At 70.8% G+C, this 21,588-nt stretch carries 17 protein-coding genes; 13 read left to right on the top strand and 4 right to left on the bottom strand.

The genetic code is table 11. The features are described from left to right. Window positions 1-107: 107 nt before the first annotated feature. The 4 genes from AB0D49_RS14790 (at window position 108) to AB0D49_RS14775 (ending at window position 5,526) form a co-directional block, all read left to right on the top strand. Window positions 108-977 carry a nucleic acid/nucleotide deaminase domain-containing protein gene (locus AB0D49_RS14790; RefSeq protein ID WP_362756539.1) on the top strand — a complete coding sequence of 290 codons (870 nt, stop codon included), beginning with the start codon at window positions 108-110 and terminating at the stop codon, window positions 975-977. Continuing rightward, complete coding sequence (locus tag AB0D49_RS14785) at window positions 974-2,884, top strand: hypothetical protein (protein ID WP_362756536.1); 1,911 nt, start codon at window positions 974-976, stop codon at window positions 2,882-2,884. The genes AB0D49_RS14790 and AB0D49_RS14785 overlap by 4 nt, the downstream gene beginning before the upstream one ends. A 163-nt stretch (window positions 2,885-3,047) precedes the next feature. Beyond that, window positions 3,048-4,757 (top strand): nucleic acid/nucleotide deaminase domain-containing protein, encoded by a 1,710-nt coding sequence (locus AB0D49_RS14780; RefSeq protein WP_362756533.1) that lies wholly within the window; start codon window positions 3,048-3,050, stop codon window positions 4,755-4,757. Window positions 4,758-4,917: 160 nt separating this feature from the next. After that, window positions 4,918-5,526, top strand: a complete 609-nt coding sequence (locus tag AB0D49_RS14775; protein ID WP_362756530.1) for an SUKH-4 family immunity protein — start codon at window positions 4,918-4,920, stop codon at window positions 5,524-5,526. Between the two features lie 243 nt (window positions 5,527-5,769). Here AB0D49_RS14775 and AB0D49_RS14770 read toward each other — a convergent pair whose 3' ends face one another. Next, window positions 5,770-6,588, bottom strand: a complete 819-nt coding sequence (locus AB0D49_RS14770; protein WP_362756526.1) for a DUF6585 family protein — start codon at window positions 6,586-6,588, stop codon at window positions 5,770-5,772. A 517-nt stretch (window positions 6,589-7,105) separates the two neighbouring features. Between AB0D49_RS14770 and AB0D49_RS14765 the strand changes: the two genes are divergently transcribed. Beyond that, window positions 7,106-8,200, top strand: coding sequence for a hypothetical protein (locus tag AB0D49_RS14765; protein WP_362756524.1), 1,095 nt, complete (start codon window positions 7,106-7,108; stop codon window positions 8,198-8,200). 74 nt (window positions 8,201-8,274) lie between these two features. Further along, window positions 8,275-10,131: a hypothetical protein gene (locus AB0D49_RS14760; RefSeq protein WP_362756521.1), complete on the top strand. Its 1,857-nt coding sequence runs from the start codon at window positions 8,275-8,277 to the stop codon at window positions 10,129-10,131. A gap of 102 nt (window positions 10,132-10,233) precedes the next feature. On the opposite strand, the gene AB0D49_RS14755 is transcribed toward AB0D49_RS14760, so the two are convergent. The 3 genes from AB0D49_RS14755 to AB0D49_RS14745 all read right to left on the bottom strand — a co-directional run bounded on the left by AB0D49_RS14755 (window position 10,234) and on the right by AB0D49_RS14745 (window position 14,018). Continuing rightward, a complete protein-coding gene (locus tag AB0D49_RS14755) occupies window positions 10,234-11,112 on the bottom strand; it encodes a geranyl diphosphate 2-C-methyltransferase (RefSeq protein ID WP_362756518.1) in 879 nt (292 codons plus the stop codon). Between the two features lie 127 nt (window positions 11,113-11,239). Further along, a complete protein-coding gene (locus AB0D49_RS14750; RefSeq protein ID WP_362756515.1) occupies window positions 11,240-12,565 on the bottom strand; it encodes a family 2 encapsulin nanocompartment cargo protein terpene cyclase in 1,326 nt (441 codons plus the stop codon). A gap of 16 nt (window positions 12,566-12,581) precedes the next feature. Continuing rightward, window positions 12,582-14,018 (bottom strand): family 2B encapsulin nanocompartment shell protein, encoded by a 1,437-nt coding sequence (locus tag AB0D49_RS14745; RefSeq protein ID WP_362756512.1) that lies wholly within the window; start codon window positions 14,016-14,018, stop codon window positions 12,582-12,584. 937 nt (window positions 14,019-14,955) lie between these two features. On the opposite strand from AB0D49_RS14745, the gene AB0D49_RS14740 reads away from it, so the two are divergent. From AB0D49_RS14740 to AB0D49_RS14710, 7 genes are all read left to right on the top strand, one after another. Then, window positions 14,956-16,131: an ATP-binding protein gene (locus AB0D49_RS14740; RefSeq protein WP_362756916.1), complete on the top strand. Its 1,176-nt coding sequence runs from the start codon at window positions 14,956-14,958 to the stop codon at window positions 16,129-16,131. After that, window positions 16,128-16,967: a roadblock/LC7 domain-containing protein gene (locus AB0D49_RS14735; protein ID WP_362756509.1), complete on the top strand. Its 840-nt coding sequence runs from the start codon at window positions 16,128-16,130 to the stop codon at window positions 16,965-16,967. Before AB0D49_RS14740 ends, AB0D49_RS14735 begins: the two co-directional genes overlap by 4 nt. Next, window positions 16,960-17,343, top strand: coding sequence for a DUF742 domain-containing protein (locus AB0D49_RS14730; protein ID WP_362756506.1), 384 nt, complete (start codon window positions 16,960-16,962; stop codon window positions 17,341-17,343). Before AB0D49_RS14735 ends, AB0D49_RS14730 begins: the two co-directional genes overlap by 8 nt. A 3-nt stretch (window positions 17,344-17,346) precedes the next feature. Next, on the top strand, window positions 17,347-17,913 hold the full coding sequence (locus tag AB0D49_RS14725; protein ID WP_362756503.1) for an ATP/GTP-binding protein: 567 nt from the start codon (window positions 17,347-17,349) through the stop codon (window positions 17,911-17,913). Window positions 17,914-17,922: 9 nt separating this feature from the next. After that, the gene (locus AB0D49_RS14720; protein WP_362756500.1) at window positions 17,923-19,269 is read left to right on the top strand and encodes a cytochrome P450; all 1,347 of its coding nucleotides are present in this window, start codon (window positions 17,923-17,925) and stop codon (window positions 19,267-19,269) included. 92 nt (window positions 19,270-19,361) lie between these two features. Then, window positions 19,362-20,615: a cytochrome P450 gene (locus AB0D49_RS14715; RefSeq protein ID WP_362756497.1), complete on the top strand. Its 1,254-nt coding sequence runs from the start codon at window positions 19,362-19,364 to the stop codon at window positions 20,613-20,615. Further along, entirely contained in the window at window positions 20,612-21,415 is an 804-nt protein-coding gene (locus AB0D49_RS14710; protein WP_362756494.1) for an enoyl-CoA hydratase/isomerase family protein, read from the top strand. Before AB0D49_RS14715 ends, AB0D49_RS14710 begins: the two co-directional genes overlap by 4 nt. The last annotated feature ends 173 nt before the right edge of the window (window positions 21,416-21,588 follow it).

The raw sequence follows: 21,588 nt of genomic DNA, 5'->3' as shown, positions 1-21,588 counted from the left end.
GGCGCACCCGCCCGCATCGCCTTCGGCGCCGGGCGGCCTGCGCATAGGGTGGAGCCGGCCACCGTCCCCCTCCTCACACCCCGTCCCGCCGCCCTGAGAGGTCTGTGATGCCGGAGCCTTCCTCCGACCCCGCCGTCGCGCAGTTCGGCGCCCAGGGGCTGCGCCGTATCAGCGTGCCCGCGTCGTACGGGAGCGTGCCGGACGCGGCCCGGGACCATCTCGCGCGGATCGGTGTGCCCCTGCACGTGGGCCCGTACTTCAGCGCGGCGGACGACGGCGACGGGCCGACGCTCGGCATGTACGGCGGCCACCGGGGCATCGCCCTCCAGGGGGACTGGGCGGACTGGGTGCGCATCGGCACCGACCGGCTGGCGCACCTCTGCGTCCGGACCGACGGGTCCGTACAGGCCCTGTTCCTCGGTCGCGGTGAACCGGCGCTGTTCGTCGGCTCGGACGTCGCCGCCTTCACCCACTGTGCCGCGGCGCTGGACCGGGCCCTCCCGGTGATCGCGGCATCCGACGGGCTCCAGTCGGCCGCCGTGGCGTTCGCCGCGCTGGTGCGGGAGATCCGGGAGATCGACCCGGCGGCCGTCGCCGACCGGGAGAACTGGTGGTCACGGGTGCTCGACGACGTCCGTCACACCCTCAACTTCCCCTTCTCCTCCGCCTTCGAGTACGTCGACGGGGCCGGCGCCAAGCAGATCGTCACCGCCCGGACCGGTCCCGGCCGTCCGCACCCCGAGGAGCAGATCTGGCAGCGGCTCTCCGCCGCCGGAGTGACACCCGAGCAGGTCCGCCGCGTCTACTGCGAGCTTGAACCCTGCATGATGCCGGGCCACTACTGCTCCGCCTGGCTGCAAGCGGTCCTCCCCGACGCCGAGTTCACCCACAGTTTCGGGTACGGCGCCACGGCCGAGTCCCGGGAGGAAGGCATGAGGGAACTCATCACCCACGCGGCACGGCAGGCCGAGCGGTGACACCGCGCGGCGACGACTCCCGCGACAGCCGTTGGTCGCGGCCCGCCGACGGACGGGAGCCCGCCGCTGCCGCCCTTCTCTCCTGGCTCGGCGACCCCCGCGCCCCACGGCTCGCCGTCGTCACCGGCACCGAGGACAGCGGCGCGGAACGGCTCCTCGCCTGGCTGATCGGGCACGGCACCCGGCCCGGTACCGTCGGCGAACGCCGGGTCCACGGCTTCGTACCACTGCCCGGTCTGACGGCGACGACCGCCGCCTGGATGCTCGGTGAGCAGTTGTCGATCGCCGCGCGTTCCCCAGGCGAGCTGCTGGCCGCGCTGGCCGCCGACCCGCGCCGGACGGTCGTCGCGCTGCCCGGACTGCACGCCGCCGAGGACCCCGCTCCGCTCGTCCGGCTCGCGCTGGATCTGGCCGCGTCGGGGCATGTCCGGGTGCTCGTGGAGGTCCGCTCCGGTACGCGATGGGCGCGGGAACTGTCCGCCGGGACCTGCGCCTTCATGGACCTGGACGAGGCCCGGTGGACGGACGAGACGCGCCGCGCGTCCTGGGAGGCGACCCACGGCAGCGAACCGGCGGCCGGTCCCAGTGGACCGGCGCCGCATCCCGACGGACCAGCGACTCACCCCGACGGACCGGCGGCTCAGCCCGATGGACCGGCGACCGGACCCGGCGGACCGGCGCCGCATCCCGACGGACCAGCGACCGGACCCGGCGGACCGGCGGCCGGACTTGAGGCATCGGCCCCACAGCCCCCACTCCCCGCCGACCCACAGCCCCCACAGCCCCCACTCCCCCCACCCCCCTTCGACCTCGACGACCCCGCCTCGATCTGCGTCGCCGACCCCTGGGCCGTGACCACCGCCTACGAGCGTTCCGACCGACCCCACGGCGGCCTGCGCGCCGCCTGGCTCCGCGCCGGCGCCTCCCTGACCCGAGAGCAACCGCCCGCCGAACGCGCCCTGGTACTGCTCACCGCCCTCGGCGACGACAGCGACCCACGCCTCCCCGCCGCTCTCACCTCCACCGCCCGGGACGCCTCCTGGACCGTCGTCTGGCACCGGGTGCGCGGCGATGTCACACCCCCGTGGCCGGGCCCGGCCCGCTCCCTGACGGCCGGTACCGGTGCCCTGGCGGGTCAGCTCGTCGTGGGCGACCACCAGGGCACCGTGCGGGTCCTCGACGCGGCGAACGCGCGCCCCGCCGGACGCCTCCCGCTCCCCACGCCCGGCGCCCTCGCCACCGCCGAGCACGGCGACGGCACGGTCACCGTGCTGGACGAGCACGGCCGCCTCCACACCCAGGTGGCGACCGACTCCACCCGCCCCAAGGGCCTCGCCGCGCTGCTGGACGACAGCCCCTCCACGTCGGAACGGCTCCTCGACGCCGTACACGCGCACGTCCGGCGGCAGGAGGCGACGGTCACCTCGCTGGCCCGCGCCGGGGGGCGGGTCGTCCTCGGTGACGCCACCGGGACGGTGCATGTGGTGGGCGTCGACGGCGATCCCCGTACCGCCGCCCTGCACCGGGGGCGGGTCACGGCGGTGGCCGGGGTGGGCCTGCCGGTCGCGGCGGCCGGTGACGCCCTCACCCTGCTGTACACGGGCGGCGCCGACGGCACGGTACGGGCATGGGCCCCGCACACCGGTCCCCTGCCCGAGCCGGTGGCCGCCCGTGCCTGTGCCGTCGACGCGGTGGCGGTGACGGCGACGGGGGACGCCGGGCCGGTGCTGGCGCTCGCGTGGGCCGACGGCCTGGTCGAGCGGCGCGCGCTGGACGACGACCGGTCGCACACCTTCCGCCCCGGCAGCCGGGTCCACGCCCTCGCGTTCACGACGGAGGGGGATCTGCTGGTGGGCACGGACGAGTCACTGATCCGTCTGAGGCACAAGGACAGAGAGAACAAGTAGGACAGAGTCGGGACCGGGACCCTCAACTCCCCCTCGGTCACCACTGGATGAGGCTCCTGTCACAGTGCTGTGACACAACCGGTCTGCCTCTGTGCACCTGACAATTCGGCACGTTAGCTGGTGACAGCGATGCAGCGGTTGTCGGGGGACGGAGCACGCGGTCATGGGTCTGGTACTGCCGAGCGTCATCGACGAGGCACTCGACATCATCGGGGTCCGATGGCCCAACGTCGACGAGGACGACTACTTCGAGATGGCCACGTCCCTGCGGGACTTCGCGGAGGACTTCCAGGGCCAGGGCGGCAACGCGCACACGGCGATGACCCGCGTCATGGACTCCGCCGACGGCTGGGCCGTCGAGTCCATGCGCAAGCACTGGACCCATGTGAAGGCCGGTCACCTGGAGAAACTCCCCCAGGTGGCACGGCTGTTCGCGGACGCCTGTGACGGGGTCGGCCAGGTCATCCGGGGGATGAAGGTCAAGGCGGGGGTCGAACTCGGGATTCTGGCCGCGACGATCGTCGCCGAGATCGCCGCCGCTCCGGTGACCCTGGGCATCACCGCCGCCGTCGCCGCGGGGGAGATCGCGCTGATGCGCACCCTCGCGAAGCGGATCATCGACGAGGCGGTCGACCAGATCGTCGACGAGCTGATCGCACGGCTGACCGAGCCCGTCACCGGCAAGCTCCAGCAGCTCCTCACCGACACGGTGCTCGACCTCGCCGAAGGCGCGTTCAACCCGGGCGACGGCGCGGGCGGCGGCGGGATGCAGCTGGCCTCCGCGGGGGACACCGGCGGGGACGGGAGTCCCGGCGGCGGCAAGAAGACCGTCGTGGACCACTCCGAGTTCGAGGACGGCGCGGGCAAGATCTCCCTGCACGGCAGCGACATGGGCGGCAACGCCCGGCTGCACCTCGGGAAGTCGAAGACCACGTTCGGCAGGACCAAGGGCAGGGACTCGTTCACCGAGGCGTTCGACGGCCTGCTCGAAGAGGCTGTCGACGGCCTCCAGAAGGCCGCGCAGAAGACGACCGACCACGTCACCGACACCATCCCGGACCGGGTGAAGGCCGCCTCACGGCATCTGAAGGACAAGGACCACGACACCGGCACCGAGGCCGGAAAAGTCCAGGTCAAGAAGGTGGACCACGACGGGGACGGCGGCGGCGACACGCCCATGTACCTGCTCAGCGACGACGGAACGATCCGCCAGCTGCACCACGACGGCACCACCAGCCCCGTACGCCCCAACGACTCCTCCGGGGTGAACGACGTACTCGGCGACCGGGCCTGGTACCCGTGGAACAACGCGGGCGACAAGCAGCGCAAGAGCAAGCCCGGCACCGGCGACACGGTCGACTCCACGAAGGTCGCGCCCGGCTCCACCGACCTGGCCCGCGCGACCCAGCTCGGCCGCTACGCCAACCGCACCGAGCGCCCCGACTCCTACATCCCGGGCGGCAACTACGCCTCGGCGCTGTACGACGACGGCCAGGGGAATCGATTCATCCTGGTCGGCGCGAGCGGCGAGGCGCACTCCGAGCGCTCCATCGGGCACCCGCTGATCAAGAACGGCCAGGAGGGTCATGTCAGCGAGCTGTACACCGAACGCGAGCCCTGCCAGAAGAACCCCAAATGCGACAAGTATCTGGCCCGGGAATTCCCGGACGGCCTGGACGTCACCCACAGCGCGAAATACGACCAGTCGGAAAAGGGTCCGAACGGCGAAGAGCTGAGCAAATACCGGAAGGACCGGGAACACCGCGCCTATGTCCGATGGCTGCACGAGCAGTGGGACCAGCACGGTGTCGCCGGTGGGCGCACTGATACAGTCATGAACCTCTCACCTTCGGAGAACAGATTCGTCCCGTGAGAGACCAGGACGGGGGACGGCGGGGAATTCGATCCCCATCGTCGACGTCAAAGGTCGACCCCAATGGTCGACCCGGAATTACCTGACTCCTCTCCCCACCCGTCCCCCCTCCTCCGAAACGAACCTCATCCGAACCTGATCCGAATGCGGAGTCCCGGCCGTGCTTTTCGACGTCACCCGCGAGGAACTCGCCGCCCGTTTCGGCGCGGACCGGCTCGCGACCCTGCCCGCCACCGCGTTCCCCCCGTCCGCCGTGGACGGCGAGGGCGCCCGGCTCCTCCAGACCGTCGGCGTCCCCACCGGAACCCTCCGGCTGCGCGCCCCCGAGGAGGAGTCCGGCCGACTGCCCCTCGTCCAGGACGTCGCCGACACCGCCGGCTTCGAGGACGCCTCACCGGACATGGCCGCGTGGCCCGTCATCGCCTGGCTGCTCAACGCCCACCTCGCCCTCGACCCCGCCTCCGGCGCGGTGTACGCCGTCGACACCGACGAGGAGACCGTGCGGGGACTGCACACGGACGTCTCCTCCCTGATCCAGGTCACCGCCCGCTTCCAGGGCCTGCTGGCGGAGTTCACCTTCGGCGACGACGAGGAGGCCGACTTCGCGCGGCTGGAGGGCGAGGTCGAGCGCGTCGGCCGGGAGACCAGCGGCGTCGACCCGCTCCCCTTCCAGGACGACGACACGCCCTGGTCGGTGATCGGGGAGGAGATCGCGGCGGGCCAGCGCTTCACGGCGGACAGCCCCGGGGGACGCGCGCTGTACGGCTGACCGCCCACGCGGAACCGCCGGACCCGCCGAATCCACCGAGCCCGATGAGCCCGCCCAGCCCACCGAGCCCACCGGACCCACCGAGCCTGCCGAGCCCGATGAGCCCGCCCAGTCCGCCGAACCCACCGGGTCCGCCGAATCCACCGAGCCCGAGGAGCCCACCGGGTCCGCCGAACCCACCGAACCCACCGAGCCCACCGAATCCGCTGATCCCACCGAATCCACCGAGCCCACCGCTCCCGACTAGCTGCTCCGCCGCCCCGGCCGATGCTGGCGGCGCAGCCTCTCGGCGAGGGACAGAAAGACCCCCAGGGTGCTGATCGGGGACGCCGGGATGGACAGCCAGGGCTGCTCCGCCCCGATCTGACGGACGTGCAGATAGTCCTGCTTCACCTCGACCCGCTCCACCTCCCGCCAGGCCAGATGCCGGTCGCGGTATCCGATCCCCTCGGGATCGAGCTGGACGAGGAAGTAGTCGACCCGCTCGCCCGCCTGGAGCCGGGCCGTGTCCTGCCGCAGCCGCCGCTGGGTGAACGCGGTGTCGAGGTCGTCGGCGAACCGCACGAACCCCGAGAACGCGTCGCTCATTTCGATCGGAGCCCCCTCCACGGGGGTCACGGTCAGCGTGCGGTGGGTGGCCCCGACCATCCCGTTGCTCACCTTGGTGTCCTGCCGGGTGATGTCCGCGATCTCGTCCCACTCGTAGACCTCGGGCACCCGCCCGGTGACCCACCGGATGACCCCGTGCTCGTAGTGGCCGACCCAGATCTGCGGCGCGCTCCAGGACCGTACGACGATCCAGCCGGCCAGGACGAGCGGCCCCAGCCCCAGGAGGAGGAGCGGGGCGGAGTAGTACCAGGCGCCGTCGGTGCGCTGGTCCTCCAGGGCGGAGCGGACGGCGAACCACAGCATGAAGGCGCCGAACAGCACGAGCGGCACCAGGACCCCCCACACGAGCCGCCTCGGCTCGGTGTGCACCGTCCCCCGCCGGCTGCCCAGCTCGAAGTCCCGCGCCGCGTTCCGCATCTGGGGCGGTACGGCGGTGGCGCTCTGGTCCGGCATGAATCCCCCCATGGTCCGTACGGGAGAGCCATTGTCGGGGAGACGGCGTGAAGGCGTGAAGGGGGTAACTGGGTTATGGCTGAGGGGACTTCAGCCAGGCGCGGGGGCGCGCGCCGCCAGGCTCTTCACGCCGGGTAATTCACTCCCGCGCCGGACCGGAGCAGATTCCCCGTACTCATCCTCCCGACCCGCCCCGGGTACGTCATCGAGCCCGGACGATCCGGTCCCGACCGGTGGCCGCCCGGCCAGGCTGAGGGCCTGCCGTGGGCCACTCGCGCGCCCCGGGGGGCGAGCCCCGTCGACAACGCGCCGGAGGCGCCCCCACCGAAGCCGGGACCCCCCTCGTGGTCGCCCGCGCGCGGCCGGTCCGGTGGGCCGCCGTGTCTCTCCGTTCCCATCGCTCACTCCCGCCCCAGAGACGTCATGGCCTGAACGCGACCCCAGGGCCGTGCGGCGCGTTTTGGAGGCTCGGCGTTCTGGGAGGTACCGGGGCGACCCCCAGCCAGAAGGAGCGTGAATGAGCGATCTCATAGAAGGCAGCCAGTACCTGATCAAGAACCAGCAGAACGGGCTCTACCTCACCGGCAGGCCCACCGGGGACCGCGCGGAGCACGGCTCGGTGGAGCTTCAGCCCCTGCGGGACGGCGAGGAACGCAAGGCGCAGTTGTGGGAGCTGCGGCAGGGCAACGCCGCGGGGCGTTACATGCTCCGCAACATGCAGCGCAGGCAGGCGTTCCTGCACCCCGTCGGGCACAGCGGCGACGCCGGCACGAAGATCGAGGAGTTCGTCTACGAGGACGACCACACCGACAGCTACCAGTGGGAGGTCGCCGAGGACGGGGCCGTCCGGACCCTGAAGTGTGTCGTCGGCGGACGTCGGCTCGGGGTCAGTGGCCAGTCGGACGCGGCGGGCGCCGAGGTGGAGCTGAGCGACGATCCGCAGGACGGTCACGGCTACCGGCAGTGGTCCTTCGGCCGGGTCCCGGTGACCGCCTCCGAGCGGGGTGCGGAGCTGCCGCTGACGTTCTCCGTCCCGGCGCAGTTCCAGTCCCTGGATCTGACGGCGTCGGCGGAGGAGAACACCAACCGGCTGCTGGACCAGTTGGGGCAGCTCGACCCCGCCCCGTCGCAGGAGGAGACCGCCCACGCGATCCTGGCGCAGCAGACCATGTTCGAGATGCTGACCGCCGCCGGTGCCGTCTACGCGGGGGTCCTGCTGGCGAAGACGCCCGCGAGCGCCCCGCCCGAGCGGCAGCATCTGACGTCCGTGATGCTGACGGTCCTCTGCCGGCCCAGCGAGCTGAACAACGCGGACACGGTCAAGCGCCTGGCGCGCACGATGGGCGCGCTCCATCCGAACGCCGAGGTCGGCGTCGTCAATCTGCGCCAGGGACAGGCGGTGCTCCTCACTCAGGACAGCTCCGTCGACAAGCCGGTCAACCTGCTGGTGAGCGACGACCAGCCCAGCGTGGTACGCCAACTGCACGCCTTCGTGCCGATCCCGGGGCGGCTGGCCATGGCGGACTTCTCCATCGCCACCGAGAACATCGCCGAGTGGGACCACTGCGTGGACATCCTCGCCGGGGTGTGCAGCACCATCGCCTTCACCTGAGGCCGCCCGTACACCCTCCCGCCCGATGCCCGCCCGCATGCCCGCACCCCGGGCCGAAGGACCGAAGGACCCTCATGGCTGATCCGCTGTACACGACCGAGAGCGAATCCGCGACCAGGCTGGACAACCTCCACTACAACGCCTCCCTGCACGACCTGGTGGTGCAGGCCGCCCACCGGGAGATCAACCGGTTCCTCACCAACGAGGCCGAAGCGGTGCAGATGTGGGGCTGGGACGCCAACTCCCTGCACGACGCGGACCGCTACCGCGTCTCCCAACTGCTGCGCTCCTTCGTCTACCAGGAGCGGGTCGTCGTCGCCGCCCTGAAGTGGCTGGACTCCCTGTACCGCGCCTATGTCGACGCCTCCCCCGCCAACCGGGCCAAGGCCGAGGCGTTCATCGAGTCCCTCAACCTGGCCGCCGCCCGCCGGGTCATCGACGACTGGGCGGGGCGGCTGCCGGAGGGCTCATGGGCCCAGTGGCTGACCGACGACAAGCGCAACAAGGCGGCGAAGGACCTGGTGGCCCGCTGGCGGGAGAAGACCAAGAACGCCAATCCGCGCGCCGGGGAGCCGCAGCGCGGACCGGAGGACGGCCCGCCGCCCTTCGATCCATCCGGGACGGACGACTCGGAGGTGTTCGGGCTCGGTGAAGAACTCGCCGCCGAGGTGATCGCGGACGCCCTGAAGGCCGCGCCCTTCTTCACCCAGGCCGCCTTGAAGGCGAAGGAGATCGTGCTGGGCGACAACCCCACCTGGGAAGAGCTGGAGCGGGAGCGGGAGCAGGCCCAGCGGCCGAGGACACCGCAGGAGTTCCTGGACCAGGTCAAGAACGGTTTCGCGCGCGCGGACTCCCACATGGTGGACCACTATCTGGCGCCCCCTTACCGGCGGGTCTTCACCGTGAACAGCGTCATGGACTTCCATGACCCGGAGATAGCCCGGGTGCTGGGCTGGCGTCCGTTCGTGCTCTCCTCCAGCCCCTGGGACGAGTCAGGCGCGAACATGCCCGAGGACAACTCCTTCAAGGCGTCGGGCATCGAGGCGGAGCTGTGGCGGCTGAAGGACCGCGGCTACCCGCGCGAGCGCATCAAGGACGGGCTGCTGTACGACCTGGTGGACTGTGTGCTGGCGGTGCAGGCCGAGTACCAGGTCCAGTGCTTCTTCGTGGACCGCGAACTCGCCAAGCTGGTGGAGCTGCGCGGCAAGGAGGAGCAGTGGCTCTACCAGAAGACCGCGGAGTGGGCCGCCGAGGTGGCCAAGCGGCGGCAGGCCGAGATCGACCGCTGGAGCTTCATCGGTGATGTCCTGGGCATGATCAGCGCGGTCGCCGGGGTGCTCTCCTTCATCCCCGGGGTGTCGCTGATCGCGGGGCCCATCGCCGTCATCGCGGCGGTCGGCTCGCTCAGCGCGCACGCCAAGGCGATCTCCCTCAAGGGGAACTGGGATGTCGCCGACGGTGTCACCATCGCCACCGACGTCCTGGCCGCCATCCCGGCCGTCGGCTCGGTGGCCAAGGGAGCGAAGGCGGCCTGGGCCGCGGCCCGGATGAACAAGGTCGCCAATGTCATCATCAGCAACGGCGGACGGGCGTTCATCGGGGCGATGGCCGTCAAGGGCGGCGCGGACGCCGCCCGGGTCTCCGACTACCTGGGCCAGCGGGCCGTGAAGGTCATCACCGGGACCACCACCGGGAGCAAGATCCCCGGCAAGGTGCTCCAGGGCGCGGTCGCCCTGGCCACCCAGGTGCCCACGGCCGTCGAATGGGCCAACCAGCCGGTGGAGCAGGCGGCGAAGAACACATCCGCCGGCACCGCGCTGACCGCCAACCTCGGGCAGACCGTCGGTGAGTGGGACGGGATCGGCATCATCGCGCAGAAGGCCAAGTCCGTCAGCCTCAGCCGGTTCAGCGCCTTCTTCAAGGCCCTGTAGGACTCGCGGGCAGCACCCGCGGTCATCACGCACCGCGCCCCGGGGAGCCGTACCGGTCCCCGGGGCGCGCACGCGATCACGCGATCACACCGGCCTGGCGGATCAGACGCGGTCCGCCACGATCAGCAGATACTGGAAACTCCCGTTGCGGTACGCGTCCAGGAACGCGTCCTCGATCCCCGTCACCAGGTGCTCCGCCTCCTTGCGCAGCTCCCAGTACGGGATCGTCGCCGCCGTCAGGTCCTCCACATGCACCGGGACCAGGCGGTTCCTGGACAGCGCGCGGAAGTACTCCGACCGCGGGTGGATGTCACAGATGTAGTGCGCGTTGATCTGCGAGACCTCCCGCGACGCCCGGCCGTAGGTGTCGTTGTAGCAGCCGGTGACGGTGACATAGCGGCCACCGCGGCGCAGCAGCCGGGAGTGCTCGGCGAAGAGGAGTTCCAGCTCGACGTACATCGTGGACTCGTTGTTCCACGAGGCCGCGTACGCGCCCGTCTCGAAGCCGGTGTCCAGCATGTTGCGGTGGTGGTAGCGGACCTTGCTGTCCACCCCCCGCTTGCGGGCCATCTCGTTGGCGAACGCGTGCTGCTTGGCGGAGATGGTGACGCCGTCGGCGTGGCAGCCGTAGCGGAGATTGGCCACGATGGAGCCGCCGCCGCGTCCGCAGCCGGCGTCGAAGACGCGGTCGGTGGGCGTCAGCGGGCCGAGGTGGGAGGCGAGCAGCTCGGCCTGGGCGTGTTCGAGGCGGTGGAGTTCGGTGGTGAGGCGCTCCTTCCGCAGGGCCGGGTCGGGCTCGTCCAGGACCGAACGGTCCGCCGCTCCGATGCCGTAGTGATGGTGGTACAGGTCATCGATCTTCCCGAGTTCGAGATTGACCGGGTTCTCCTCCGCGTTCCAGTAGTCCGCGACCCGCGTCTGGTAGATGGTCTGGGTCGGGATCTGGAGCGGGGCGGTGGTCGCTTCGCGGGCAGTGGTCAACGATGACTCCTCTGAACGTGCTGCACAGTCGTTGTTGCAGGGGTGGAGATAGGGGTGGATATGGGGGGTCTGCGGTACGGGAGGTAATCCCGTGGCTTGAGGTGCTCCCGTGGCTGGTGGGGCACGGCTACCAGTAGTCCGGCAGGTGGTAGCGGGCCCGGTTGGTGGCGTGCCACTCGTGGTTGCCCGCGACCCAGGCCGCCAGTCCCTCGGCGTAGCGCGCGACGAGGGGGGACAGGGCGGACACCGCCGCCGACTCCTCCTCGAAGGCCGCCATGATCTGGTTGTGGATGTCGACGGACTTCAGATACGCGTTCTTGAGTCCGCGTCCGTCGTTGGCCGCCACCACCTGGGGCAGATTCAGGTGGTCGGGGTCGCTCGCCAGCTCCTTGGTGAAGGAGTAGAGGTCGTTCACGAGGGTGGTGGCGTTGCAGGCCAGTGCCGTGATCCGCTGGATCTCCGGGCGGGAGTACAGGGGTTCGGGCAGTTCGTAGCCGTCCACGGCGTCGACCAGGGACAGACACGGACGGAAGTTGTTGAACTGGCGCATCACCAGGTACTCCCAGATCCGTGGCATGTACCGGGTCTCCATCCAGGCCGCCTCGCCCAGATAGCCCATGTGCAGCCGGGCCATGTCATGGACGAACCGATTCGTCTGGCTGGGCGTGGCGAACGCGGCGTACTCCGCGAGCGCGTGGTGGTACGAGCGCAGGGGGCCGTCCGCGTCGATGCCCGCCCGCCAGTCGGCCTGTAGCTCCGGGACGCCGTGGAACGGGTCGAGCGCGGACTGGGCGATGATCAGCGGACCGCCAAGACCCCGGCGGGAGCCGCCACGGCCCTCGTCCTCCTCGCAGTAGCAGGAGTCCACCAGGTTCTCGGCCAGCAGGAGCTGGCCCGCGGCGGTGAGCCGGTCCAGGTCCAGGGCGCCGGGGTGCTGGAGGACCACGGCCCGGCCGAACTGGAAGTCCGAGAAGTCGCCCGTCCAGTGGGCCGGGAAGAGGTCCAGGCCGCGTGCCCATGCCTCCAGACGGCGGTCCAGCTCCGCCGCCTTCTCCGGGTCGGCGGGGGCGACGGGGCGGTAGTGCAGGCCCGGGACCACGCCGCTGCGGTCCGTCGGGTCCGGGTCCGGGTGCGCGGAGGTGGCCTCCGGCGGGCGGGGTGGTGACGGGCGGCGCAGGAACCGGGTGATGTCCGGGGGGCCGGGGAGCGTGTAGGGCGTGTGGGAGGGGAGGGGGGGCCGGTCCGCCTCGGGGGCGGACGCGGTCGGCGTGGTGGTGGGCGTGTCCGCGGTCGCGGGGACCGCGGTCGCCGCGATCTCGGTCGCCGGGGTCTCGGCGGGCGGCTGCTCCGGGGCCGCGCCCGGCGTCGAGACCGCCACCGTGTCCGGTGTCGGGGTCGGCGCCGGGGCGGGCGTCAGGGTCGGCGGCGCGATCGGCGCCGTGGGGATGTCCATCGGTCGGCTCCCGGGCTCAGTCGGCGGTCCGGCCGAGCTGGACGTTCTCCAGGATTCCCGCCGCGTCGGGGACGAGGATGGCCAGCGAGTAGTACGCCGTGACCAGGTAGTTGATGACCGCCTGTTCGTTGACGCCCATGAAGCGGACGTTCAGGCCCGGCTGGAACTCCTCCGGGATGCCCGTCGGGTACAGGCCGATCACCCCCTGGTCGGCCTCGCCGGTGCGCAGCGCGATGATGCTGGTGGTGTGGTCGTCGCTGATCGGGATCTTGCCGCAGGGCAGGACGGGGACTCCGCGCCAGGCGGGGACCTCGTGGCCGTCGAGGGTCGCGGTGCCGGGGACGAGGCCGCGCCGGTTGCACTGGCGGAAGAGGGCGGCGATGGCCTTGGGATGGGCCAGGAACACCTTGGTCTTGCGGCGCATGGAGAGCAGTTCGTCCATGTCGTCGGGGGTCGGCGGGCCGGTGAAGGTGGAGATCCGCTGGCCGTAGTCGACGTTGTGGAGCAGGCCGAACTCGCGGTTGTTGACCAGTTCCCACTCCTGGCGCTCGCGGATCTCCTCGACCGTCAGACGCAGCTGCTGCTGGGTCTGGTCCATCGGGTCGTTGTAGAGGTCGGCGACGCGGGAATGGACGCGCAGGACGGTCTGGGTCAGGGACAGTTCGTATTCGCGCGGATTGAGTTCGTAGTCGACGAAGCCGCCCTGGAGGGTCGGCTCGCCCACATGGCCCGCCTGGATGGGGACTTCCGCCTCGCCCTTGCGGTTCATCGGGCGGCCCTGGCGCTCCACATACGCCTGGAGGTGCGCGGCGAGGGACGGGGCGCGTCCGGTGATCGACTGGATGGTGGTCCACGGGACGGCGAGGACGATGCCCGCGGTGTCGGCCCGTACGGAGGTCAGCCACAGCGGGTCGGACTGGCCGGCCGCCTCGTCGCCCATCTGGTCGCCCGCGGTGACGACGCCGGTGATCTCCTCACCGCCGTACTTGCCCCGGGTGAAGCGGGTGAAGCGGCCGTGGACGACGAGGTAGGTCTCCGTCACCGGCTGGCCGGCCTCGAACAGCACCTCACCGGCGCGTACCTCGCGGGGACGGAAGCCCGCCGCGAGGTCGCGCAGCACATCGGCGTCCTCGTAGCCGCGCAGGACGGGGAGCTCGGTGAGGGTCTGGGGGACGACCCGGATGTCGTCCGCGCCGTTGTGCTCGAACAGGACCCGGCCGCGACCGGTGCGGAGCTGGAGACGGCGGTTGACCCGGTAGGCGCCGCCCTTGACGTCCACCCAGGGCAGCGACTTCAGCAGCCATCGTGAGGTGATGGCCTGCATCTGGGGCTGGGACTTGGTGGTGGTGCTGAGCTGGCGGGCCGCCTGGGTACCCAGGCTGGTCGGCTGCCGGTCGGGCTCGGGGACGGGTTCTTCGACGACGGAACCGGTGGCGTTGCCCGGTGTGGACACATTCCCTCCAGCGAGGCGGAACAGACGAGGGCGAGGAGAAAGAGGGGGACAGAGGAGACAGCGGAGACAGAGGGGAAAGGCGAGAAAGGCGAGAAAGGCGTAAGGCGTAAGAAGTGGAGAAAAGGGATGAGATATGACGAACCGCGGTGCGGTCGAGCAGGGACAGCCAAACAGGTCGGACGATCATCGGGTAAGGCGCGAAGTGGGGCGCTTCGCGCGCGGGGTGCGCAAACATGCCTCTTGCGTCAAACCACCGGCGCGCGCCGCCTCGCACGCCCCTATGACACCCGCACCACGGGGTTCACGCCCCTCGCTTCACCCTGACGAGTGGCTCCACTCACCCGCACGAGTGACGGGACGTCTCCGATCCACAGCTCTCGGTGATGCTCTGCGGAAAGGTCGGCCCCGGGCCGGGGTGAGTCACCGCGCGGACGGGAGGCATAAGCGGCTCGCCGTGACAACCCCCGGAAGGTCACCGTGATTTACGTCACTCACCAGCCGCCCTCTTCTCGCCGGACCGTCCCCTCCGCCCCAATCGCCCCACCCCCACCCGCCGTCGCACCCACCCATCCCCTCCCCCGGACCAGCAGGTCAGCGCGGCACGGACGGTCCGGAATGGTTCCGGACCGGAACCGGGGCGGGGCGCGGAACGGCAAGCGACGATCTGTCAAAAGTGCTGTGCAAAGGCTGTGTTGAACATGCGTTTAGACCCCGAACAGGGGCTCTTGGGAGCACATGTGCGGTGGTAGCATTCCGGCGTCCGCGACCTTGATCCACTCGGGTCGGGCGCCATTTCGAAGTCGGCCGGCTTGCCGTGCACAGCGGCCACGCAGTGCCACGCAGTTCCTGGGGGATGGCTGCGGATCATCGCGAGGTGAGTCGGGCCGATGTCTGCTGCCACGCGCCGGGAAAGGTTTCCATGATTCGAGACGTGCTCATATGGTGCCTGGCTGCCATCGCGGCCATAGCCGTCGCCGCGGCCGTCGTGCTGTATGTACGCAACAGAGCCGTGGGAGTGAAGAGAAGGCAGCTCGAAACCGCGCTGACCCAGCTGCACGGGGAGTCGGAGAACGAGATCCAGCGGCTGCGGAGCGAGGTCTACAAGCTCCGTCAGGAGCAGGACGACGTCATCAGTGAGGCGGAGCGGTCCGCCGAGGACCGCACCAAGGCGGTGCTGAAGGGCGCGGCGCGCTTCCTCCAGAGCCTCGCGGCCGAGCAGACCACCGTGCTCGACGACATCCAGCGCAAGTACGGCGGCCACTCGGTCCTCACCGACCTGCTGGATGTGCACCACGCCAACGCGCAGATGGCCCGTAAGGCACAGGGCATCGCGGTGATGTGCGGGGCTCCCATCGGGCGCCGGCCGCGGCCCGCGAGCGTCTATGACGTGGTGCGCAGCGCCCAGGGGCAGATCCGCAACTTCCAGCGGGTCGAGATCATGCAGCACAGCGGGATCGCGCTGAAGGCCGCCGCGGTGGCGCCGGTCGCGCTGACCGTCGCGGAACTGCTCGACAACGCCGCCAGCTTCTCGCAGCAGGACGCCCCGATCGAAGTGACGTTCCAGCGGGTGCAGAACAGTGTGTGCATCGTGATCGACGACGCCGGTGTCGGGATGAACGACGAGGACCGGATGTCCGCCTCGATGCTGCTCGCCGGGGACGACCTGCCCCGGCTGTCGCAGCTCGGCAACCAGCCCAAGTTCGGCTTCCCCGTGATCGGCCTGCTCGCCCGTCAGCACGGATTCAATGTCGATGTCACCGGTGTCTCCCGGTACGGCGGTGTGCGTGCCGTCGTCCGACTGCCCGAGGAGCTGTGGACCATGGAGGAGACAGTCCCGCCGGCGAACCATGAGAACAACGGGGCCGAGGCGCCGGTCAGCAGCATCCGGCCGCACACCGAGGTGCCGCGGATCGGTGGCCGTACCGCCCATGGGCTGCCCAAGCGCGGGGCGCGCAAGGCGCCGATGGCCGGGTTCGGCGACGCGGGCGGTGCCGGTGAGGCGGCTGCGGCGCGGCGCGGGCTGTCCGGCCGTGGGCTGGGCGCGTTCCAGCGCGGTTCGATGTCCGGCCGCGACCTTTCCGCTCCCTCGCCCGAAGGGTCCGAAGACGTATGACCACTGACCTGTCGTGGATGGTCAAGGACATCGTGGACAACGTGCCGCGGGCGCGGCACGCCGTGGTGCTCTCGGCCGACGGGCTGCCGCGCGGCGCCACCGACGGGCTGTCGGAGCGGGATGTGCGGGCCGTGTCCGCGGCGATGGCCGGGATGCAGTCGCTCAGCCGGGCGGCGGCGGGCTTCGCCGGTCCGGCGGACGTGGTGCGCTGGAACCAGACCATCGTCGAGTTCGAGCACGGCTGGATCTTTCTGATCGCCGCCGGGGACGGGGCCTATCTGGCCGCCGCCGCGGAGCCGGATGTCGACATCGAGCAGATCTCGTACCGGATGAACCGGCTGGTGGCGCGGCTCGGGGACAGTCTGACCTCGGCGCCCCGGGTGAATCCGGGGGATCTGCACCAGGCGGGCACGGACCGGGAGCTGCACGACGGCACGGGTGGTCCGGCGTTCGTGATCCCGGAGCTGGACAAGGCGATCGCCGAGGTGCCGGGCGCCCGGCACGCCGTGCTGCTGGGGATCAACGGGCTGCCCAGGGGCGCCTCCTCGGGCATGGGCAAGGACCTGGCCGACCGGATCGCGGCGGCCATGATGGGCCTGCACGCCTACAGCCGGGCCACCTCGCCGTTCACCGGCGGTCTTGAGGACCCGCGGTGGCGGCAGACGGTGATCGAGTTCCAGCACGGCTGGGTCTTCCTGATCTCCGCGGGCGACGGCGCCTATCTGGCGGCGGCGGCCGAGCACGACTGTGACATCGAGGAGTTCACTACTCGTCTTCAGGACGTGGTGCCCGTACTGACCGGGACACCGCGGGGAGGGACGGTCGGACATGCATGACGATCCGGAGCTGGAGATCGAGCTGACCTCCGATTTAGTCCCTCTGTTCGTGATCACCAAGGGGCGGTCGCTGCCTCCGGAGCACGAGTACTCGCACACCACGCTGGTGACGGCGAAGGACGGGGCGTCCGCGGCGGCCCGCACCCTGTCGCCGGAGGCCCGTCAGGTCATGGATCTGGTGGCCAACGGGTTCCTTTCGGTCGCGGAGGTGGCGGGGCACACCCGGCTGCCGCTGGGGATCGTACGGATTCTGCTGGCGCAGATGGACGACGCCGGGCTCATCCTGGTCCGGCCGCCGATCCCGCGCGCCGAGCGGCCCGACCGTGAACTGCTGAGCGCTGTCATCAGTGGCCTCCAGACGAAATTCGGAGCCTGACCCTTGTCCGTCTATCTGGAACCCAATGTCTCCCACGCCGTGAAGATCCTGATCGTGGGTCATTTCGGCGTGGGCAAGACCACCTGTATCGGCTCCATCTCCGAGATCACGCCGTTGCAGACCGAGGAAGAGATCACCGAGGCCAGTGTCGGCGTCGACGACCTGTCGGGCACGCCGGACAAGAAGACCACCACCGTGGCCATGGACTTCGGCAGGCTCACGCTGAGCGATCAGCTCGTCCTCTATCTCTTCGGTACGCCGGGGCAAGAGCGCTTCAAGGAGATGTGGGAGGAGCTGTCGCGGGGCGCGCTGGGCGCCCTGGTGCTGGTCGACCCGGAGCGGCTGCACGAGAGCTTCCCCGTGCTGGACCTGGTCGAGCAGTTCGGTCTGACGTACGCGATCGGGGTCAACCGGTTCGACGGGACGCCGGACTATCCGTACGACGAGGTCCGCGAGGCGCTGAACCTCTCCCGGGAGACCCCGATCGTGCACTGTGACGTGCGTGACGAGCAGTCGTCGGCACAGGCGCTCATCGCGCTGGTGAAACACCTCATGTCCATCCTCGGCTAGGAGCCAGGCATGCAGCACCACGACATACCGCCCGGTTGCCCGGCGCACGCGAACGTCCGGCTGTACGGTCCGGACTTCGGTGCCGATCCGGAGGGGCACTACGCCCATCTGCGTTCGCTCGGTCCGAGCGCGTCCGTCGACATCGCCCCGGACGTCCAGGTCGAGCTGGTCACCGGGTACGACGACGCGCTGTCCATCCTCCAGCACCCGGAGCTGTTCGTCCGGGACTCGCGGCGCTGGAACGCGCTGCGGGAGGGCCGGGTGCCGCAGGACAGCCCGGCGCTGCCGATGATGGGCTACCGGCCCAACGCGCTGTTCGCGGACGGGGCGGCGCACGCCCGGCTGCGGCAGGCGGTGACCGACTCGCTGGCCACCGTCAACGAACTCCAGCTGGCCCGGCAGGTGCAGCAGTCCGCCGACTATCTGATCAGTGTGTTCAGCACCCGTGGCCAGGCGGAGCTGATGGCGGACTACGCGGGGCCGCTGCCGCTGCTGGTCTTCAGCGACCTGTTCGGCTGCACCCGGGAGATCGGTGACCGGGTGATCGTCGGCACCACCGGCATCTTCGAGGGCACGCCGGGCGCCGACGAGGTGCTGGGCGGGGCGCTCGCCGAGCTGATCGCGCTGAAGCGGAGCAACCCGGGTCCGGACCTGACCACCCGTCTGATGCTGCACCCGGCCGGGCTGACCGACGAGGAGGTGCTGCACCAGCTGGTGACGCTGCTGTCCGGCGGCACCACCCCGACGGCGGCCACCATCGGCACCAGCACCGCGCTGTATCTGGGCGAGGACTGGCAGGTCGGACTGCCGGTGGAGGACGCGGTCGCCAAGACGCTGTGGAACTACGCGCCGATCGCCAACTACGCGGCGCACTACCCGGTCCAGGACGTCGATCTGGGCGGGCGCATCCTGCGCGAGAACGACCCGGTGCTGGTGTCGTTCGCGGCGGCCAACACCGACCCGAAGCTGAGCGAGCACCGGGAGCAGCTGAGCGCCAAGGCGCATCTGGCGTTCGGGGCGGGTCCGCACGCCTGTCCGGCGAAGGACCCGGCGTTCATGATCGCGGTGAAGGCGGTGGAGACGCTCTCCAACCGGCTGCCGGACATCGAGCTGCGGGTGGCGTTCAAGGAGCTGGCGTGGGTTCCGGCGCCGTGGAGCCGGTCGCTGGTGACGCTTCCGGTGCGGTTCAGCCCGCGGACGCTGCACTCGGCGGCGCAGTCCGGGACACGTCCGGCGACCGCCGGGGCCCCCGGGCAGCGTACGGCCGCGGCGGCGACGGCGGCCCGTCCGGCGGGTGCGGCTGCGCCCAAGCAGGGCCTGTTCAGCCGGTTCCTCGCGTGGACGCGGGGGGAGTGACACAGGTAACCGTATAAGAGCACCGTGTTATTGGATGCTTGAAACACCTGCCGGGTATGGATGACGGCTGTGCTCAGAAAGGGGCCGTCATCGTGAGGACCGTCGCGACCCAGTCCGACCGCAGAGCCACCCTCTCCCTCTTCACCCGACTCCGCTCGGCGCAGGGCCAGGAAGATCCCTTCCCGCTGTACGCCGAGCTCCGCTCGCTGGGATCGGTCGCCCCCGCACCCTGGGGGGGATTCCTGGTCACCAGCTTCGACCTGTGCGACCAGATACTGCGCAGCCCCGCCTGGCTGGAGCCCGACAAGCGCTGGCGGGAGAAGCAGGGGCCGCGCACCCGTTGGAGCGCGCCGTCGGCGCGCGAGATCAGCAGTACCCTGCCCGCGCTCAACCCGCCGGACCACAGCCGGGTCCGGCAGGCGGCGGGCACGTTCGACCGAGGCACGATCCAGGGGCTGGGCCCGATGGTCACCGAGGTGACCGACCGGCTCCTGGACACCCTGGCGGAGCGAATACGTGACGGCGGCGAAGCCGACTTCGCCGCCGTCGTCGGGGAGCAGCTCCCCGTCGCCACCATCGGGAACTGGCTCGCGCTGCCCGAGGCCGACTGGCCACGGCTGCGCGAGCTGACCCATGACCAGGTGTACACCCAGGAACTGCTGCCGACGGCGAGCCAGCTGGCCCGCTCGGACGCGGCGATGGCCGAACTGCGGGCCTACTTCCTCGACCTGGTCCGCGACCGCCGCGCACACCCCGGCACGGACCCGGTGTCCCGCTGGATCGGGAAGTGGGACGCGCTGGAGCCGGACGACCGGGCCAAGGCGGACGAAGGGGTCTACTTCCTGGCCCTGTTCGTGCTGCTGGCCGCTCTGGAGACCACCGCCAATCTGCTGTCGACGATGACCCTGCGGCTCGTCGAGGCACCGGAGCGGTGGGAGCAGCTCGCCGACCGCCCGGACCTGGCGCCCGCGTTCATCGAGGAGTCCCTGCGCTACGACGCCCCCACCCATGTCATCAGCCGGGTCGCCGCAGACGACCAGGTACTGCACGGCATGGAGGTGCGCCGGGACGAGATGGTGCACCTGATGGTGGGCGCCGCGCACCGGGACGCCGAACGGCACCCGGACCCCGAGCGGTTCGACATCCACCGCAAACCCGCCCATCTCGCGTTCAGCGCGGGCATCCACTACTGCCTCGGGGCGCCGCTCGCCCGTCTGGAGGCCGAGACCCTGCTCCGCCGACTGGTCACCCGTCTGCCCCGCCTGACCCTGGTACGCCGTCCGGCGATGGCCCCGCGCCGGGTCGTCTTCCGGCGGCTGATGAATCTGGATGTTGCTCTGGCATGAACTCAACACCCACGCTCACCGCGGCGCCGCCCGTGACGCCCCTCGGCGTCACCCAGGACGGCCCCGTCCTCCATGTCCGCCTCAATCCGTCCCAGACCCCCGACGACTCCCTCGGCATCGCCGCGATCGACGCGCTGACCGCCGTACTCGACACCCTGCACGACCGCCCCGACGTCCGGGTCCTCGTCCTGTCCTCGCTGGGCACGGACTTCTGCCTCGGCGCCGACCGGCACGAGTACCAGGACAGCCTGGCCGCCGATCCCACCGGTACGGCGCTGCGCCGGGTCGCCGACAAGGCGCACCGGCTCTGCCAGGCCCTGGAGAACACCCACGCCGTCACCATCGCCCGGCTGCACGGCAAGGTCGTCGGCGCGGGCCTCGCCCTCGCCTCGTACTGCGATCTGCGGGCCGGCGCGGACACCACCCGGTTCCGGATGCCGGAGGTCGGCCTCGGCCTGCCACCGGCCTGGGGCGGGGCGATGGGCCGCCTGGTCTCCGAACTGGGCATGGCCCGTATCCGCGAACTGATGCTCACCAGCGAGACCTTCGACGCCGCGACGGCCCACCGCCTCGGCCTGCTCCACAAGACGGCCCCGCTGGAGACCCTGGACGACACGATCACGACCTGGACCCGCCCCCTGCTGCGCCGCTCCCCCGAAGCACTCGTCCTGACCAGACGCATGCTGACGGGCTACGCCCGAGCGGACCGCACGGCGGACGTGTCCTTGCTGGACGCACATTTGCTGACGTCGATGCTGACGCCGTCCCAGGCGCCGGCACAGGAGGTGGTGGGGCGGTGAGAGATGCTACGGGGGCTACGGGGAACAGCACGCGCGGTCGTACGCGGCGCTGACGCGGTACCGGACCAGAGACGCCGCCGGGCGTGACCCGGCGGCGTCTTCGTGTGTGGGCATGGGGGGTATGCATCCGGGGCGACCATACGGGGTACGCCGCCGAAGGTGTGCCCGGAGCG

Source organism: Streptomyces sp. NPDC048290 (genome assembly GCF_040652095.1).
Taxonomy (GTDB): Bacteria; Actinomycetota; Actinomycetes; order Streptomycetales; family Streptomycetaceae; genus Streptomyces.
The sequence above is the reverse complement of the archived record's forward strand: the minus strand, read 5'-3'. Positions and strand labels throughout refer to the sequence as shown.

Coding starts and splice junctions, on each gene's coding strand:
- AB0D49_RS14710 (WP_362756494.1), top strand. CDS start 20,612: ATGAACTCAACACCCACGCTCACCGCGGCGCCGCCCGTGACGCCCCTC.
- AB0D49_RS14750 (WP_362756515.1), bottom strand. CDS start 12,565: ATGGACATCCCCACGGCGCCGATCGCGCCGCCGACCCTGACGCCCGCC.
- AB0D49_RS14765 (WP_362756524.1), top strand. CDS start 7,106: ATGAGCGATCTCATAGAAGGCAGCCAGTACCTGATCAAGAACCAGCAG.
- AB0D49_RS14780 (WP_362756533.1), top strand. CDS start 3,048: ATGGGTCTGGTACTGCCGAGCGTCATCGACGAGGCACTCGACATCATC.
- AB0D49_RS14720 (WP_362756500.1), top strand. CDS start 17,923: ATGCAGCACCACGACATACCGCCCGGTTGCCCGGCGCACGCGAACGTC.
- AB0D49_RS14760 (WP_362756521.1), top strand. CDS start 8,275: ATGGCTGATCCGCTGTACACGACCGAGAGCGAATCCGCGACCAGGCTG.
- AB0D49_RS14770 (WP_362756526.1), bottom strand. CDS start 6,588: ATGCCGGACCAGAGCGCCACCGCCGTACCGCCCCAGATGCGGAACGCG.
- AB0D49_RS14790 (WP_362756539.1), top strand. CDS start 108: ATGCCGGAGCCTTCCTCCGACCCCGCCGTCGCGCAGTTCGGCGCCCAG.
- AB0D49_RS14735 (WP_362756509.1), top strand. CDS start 16,128: ATGACCACTGACCTGTCGTGGATGGTCAAGGACATCGTGGACAACGTG.
- AB0D49_RS14730 (WP_362756506.1), top strand. CDS start 16,960: ATGCATGACGATCCGGAGCTGGAGATCGAGCTGACCTCCGATTTAGTC.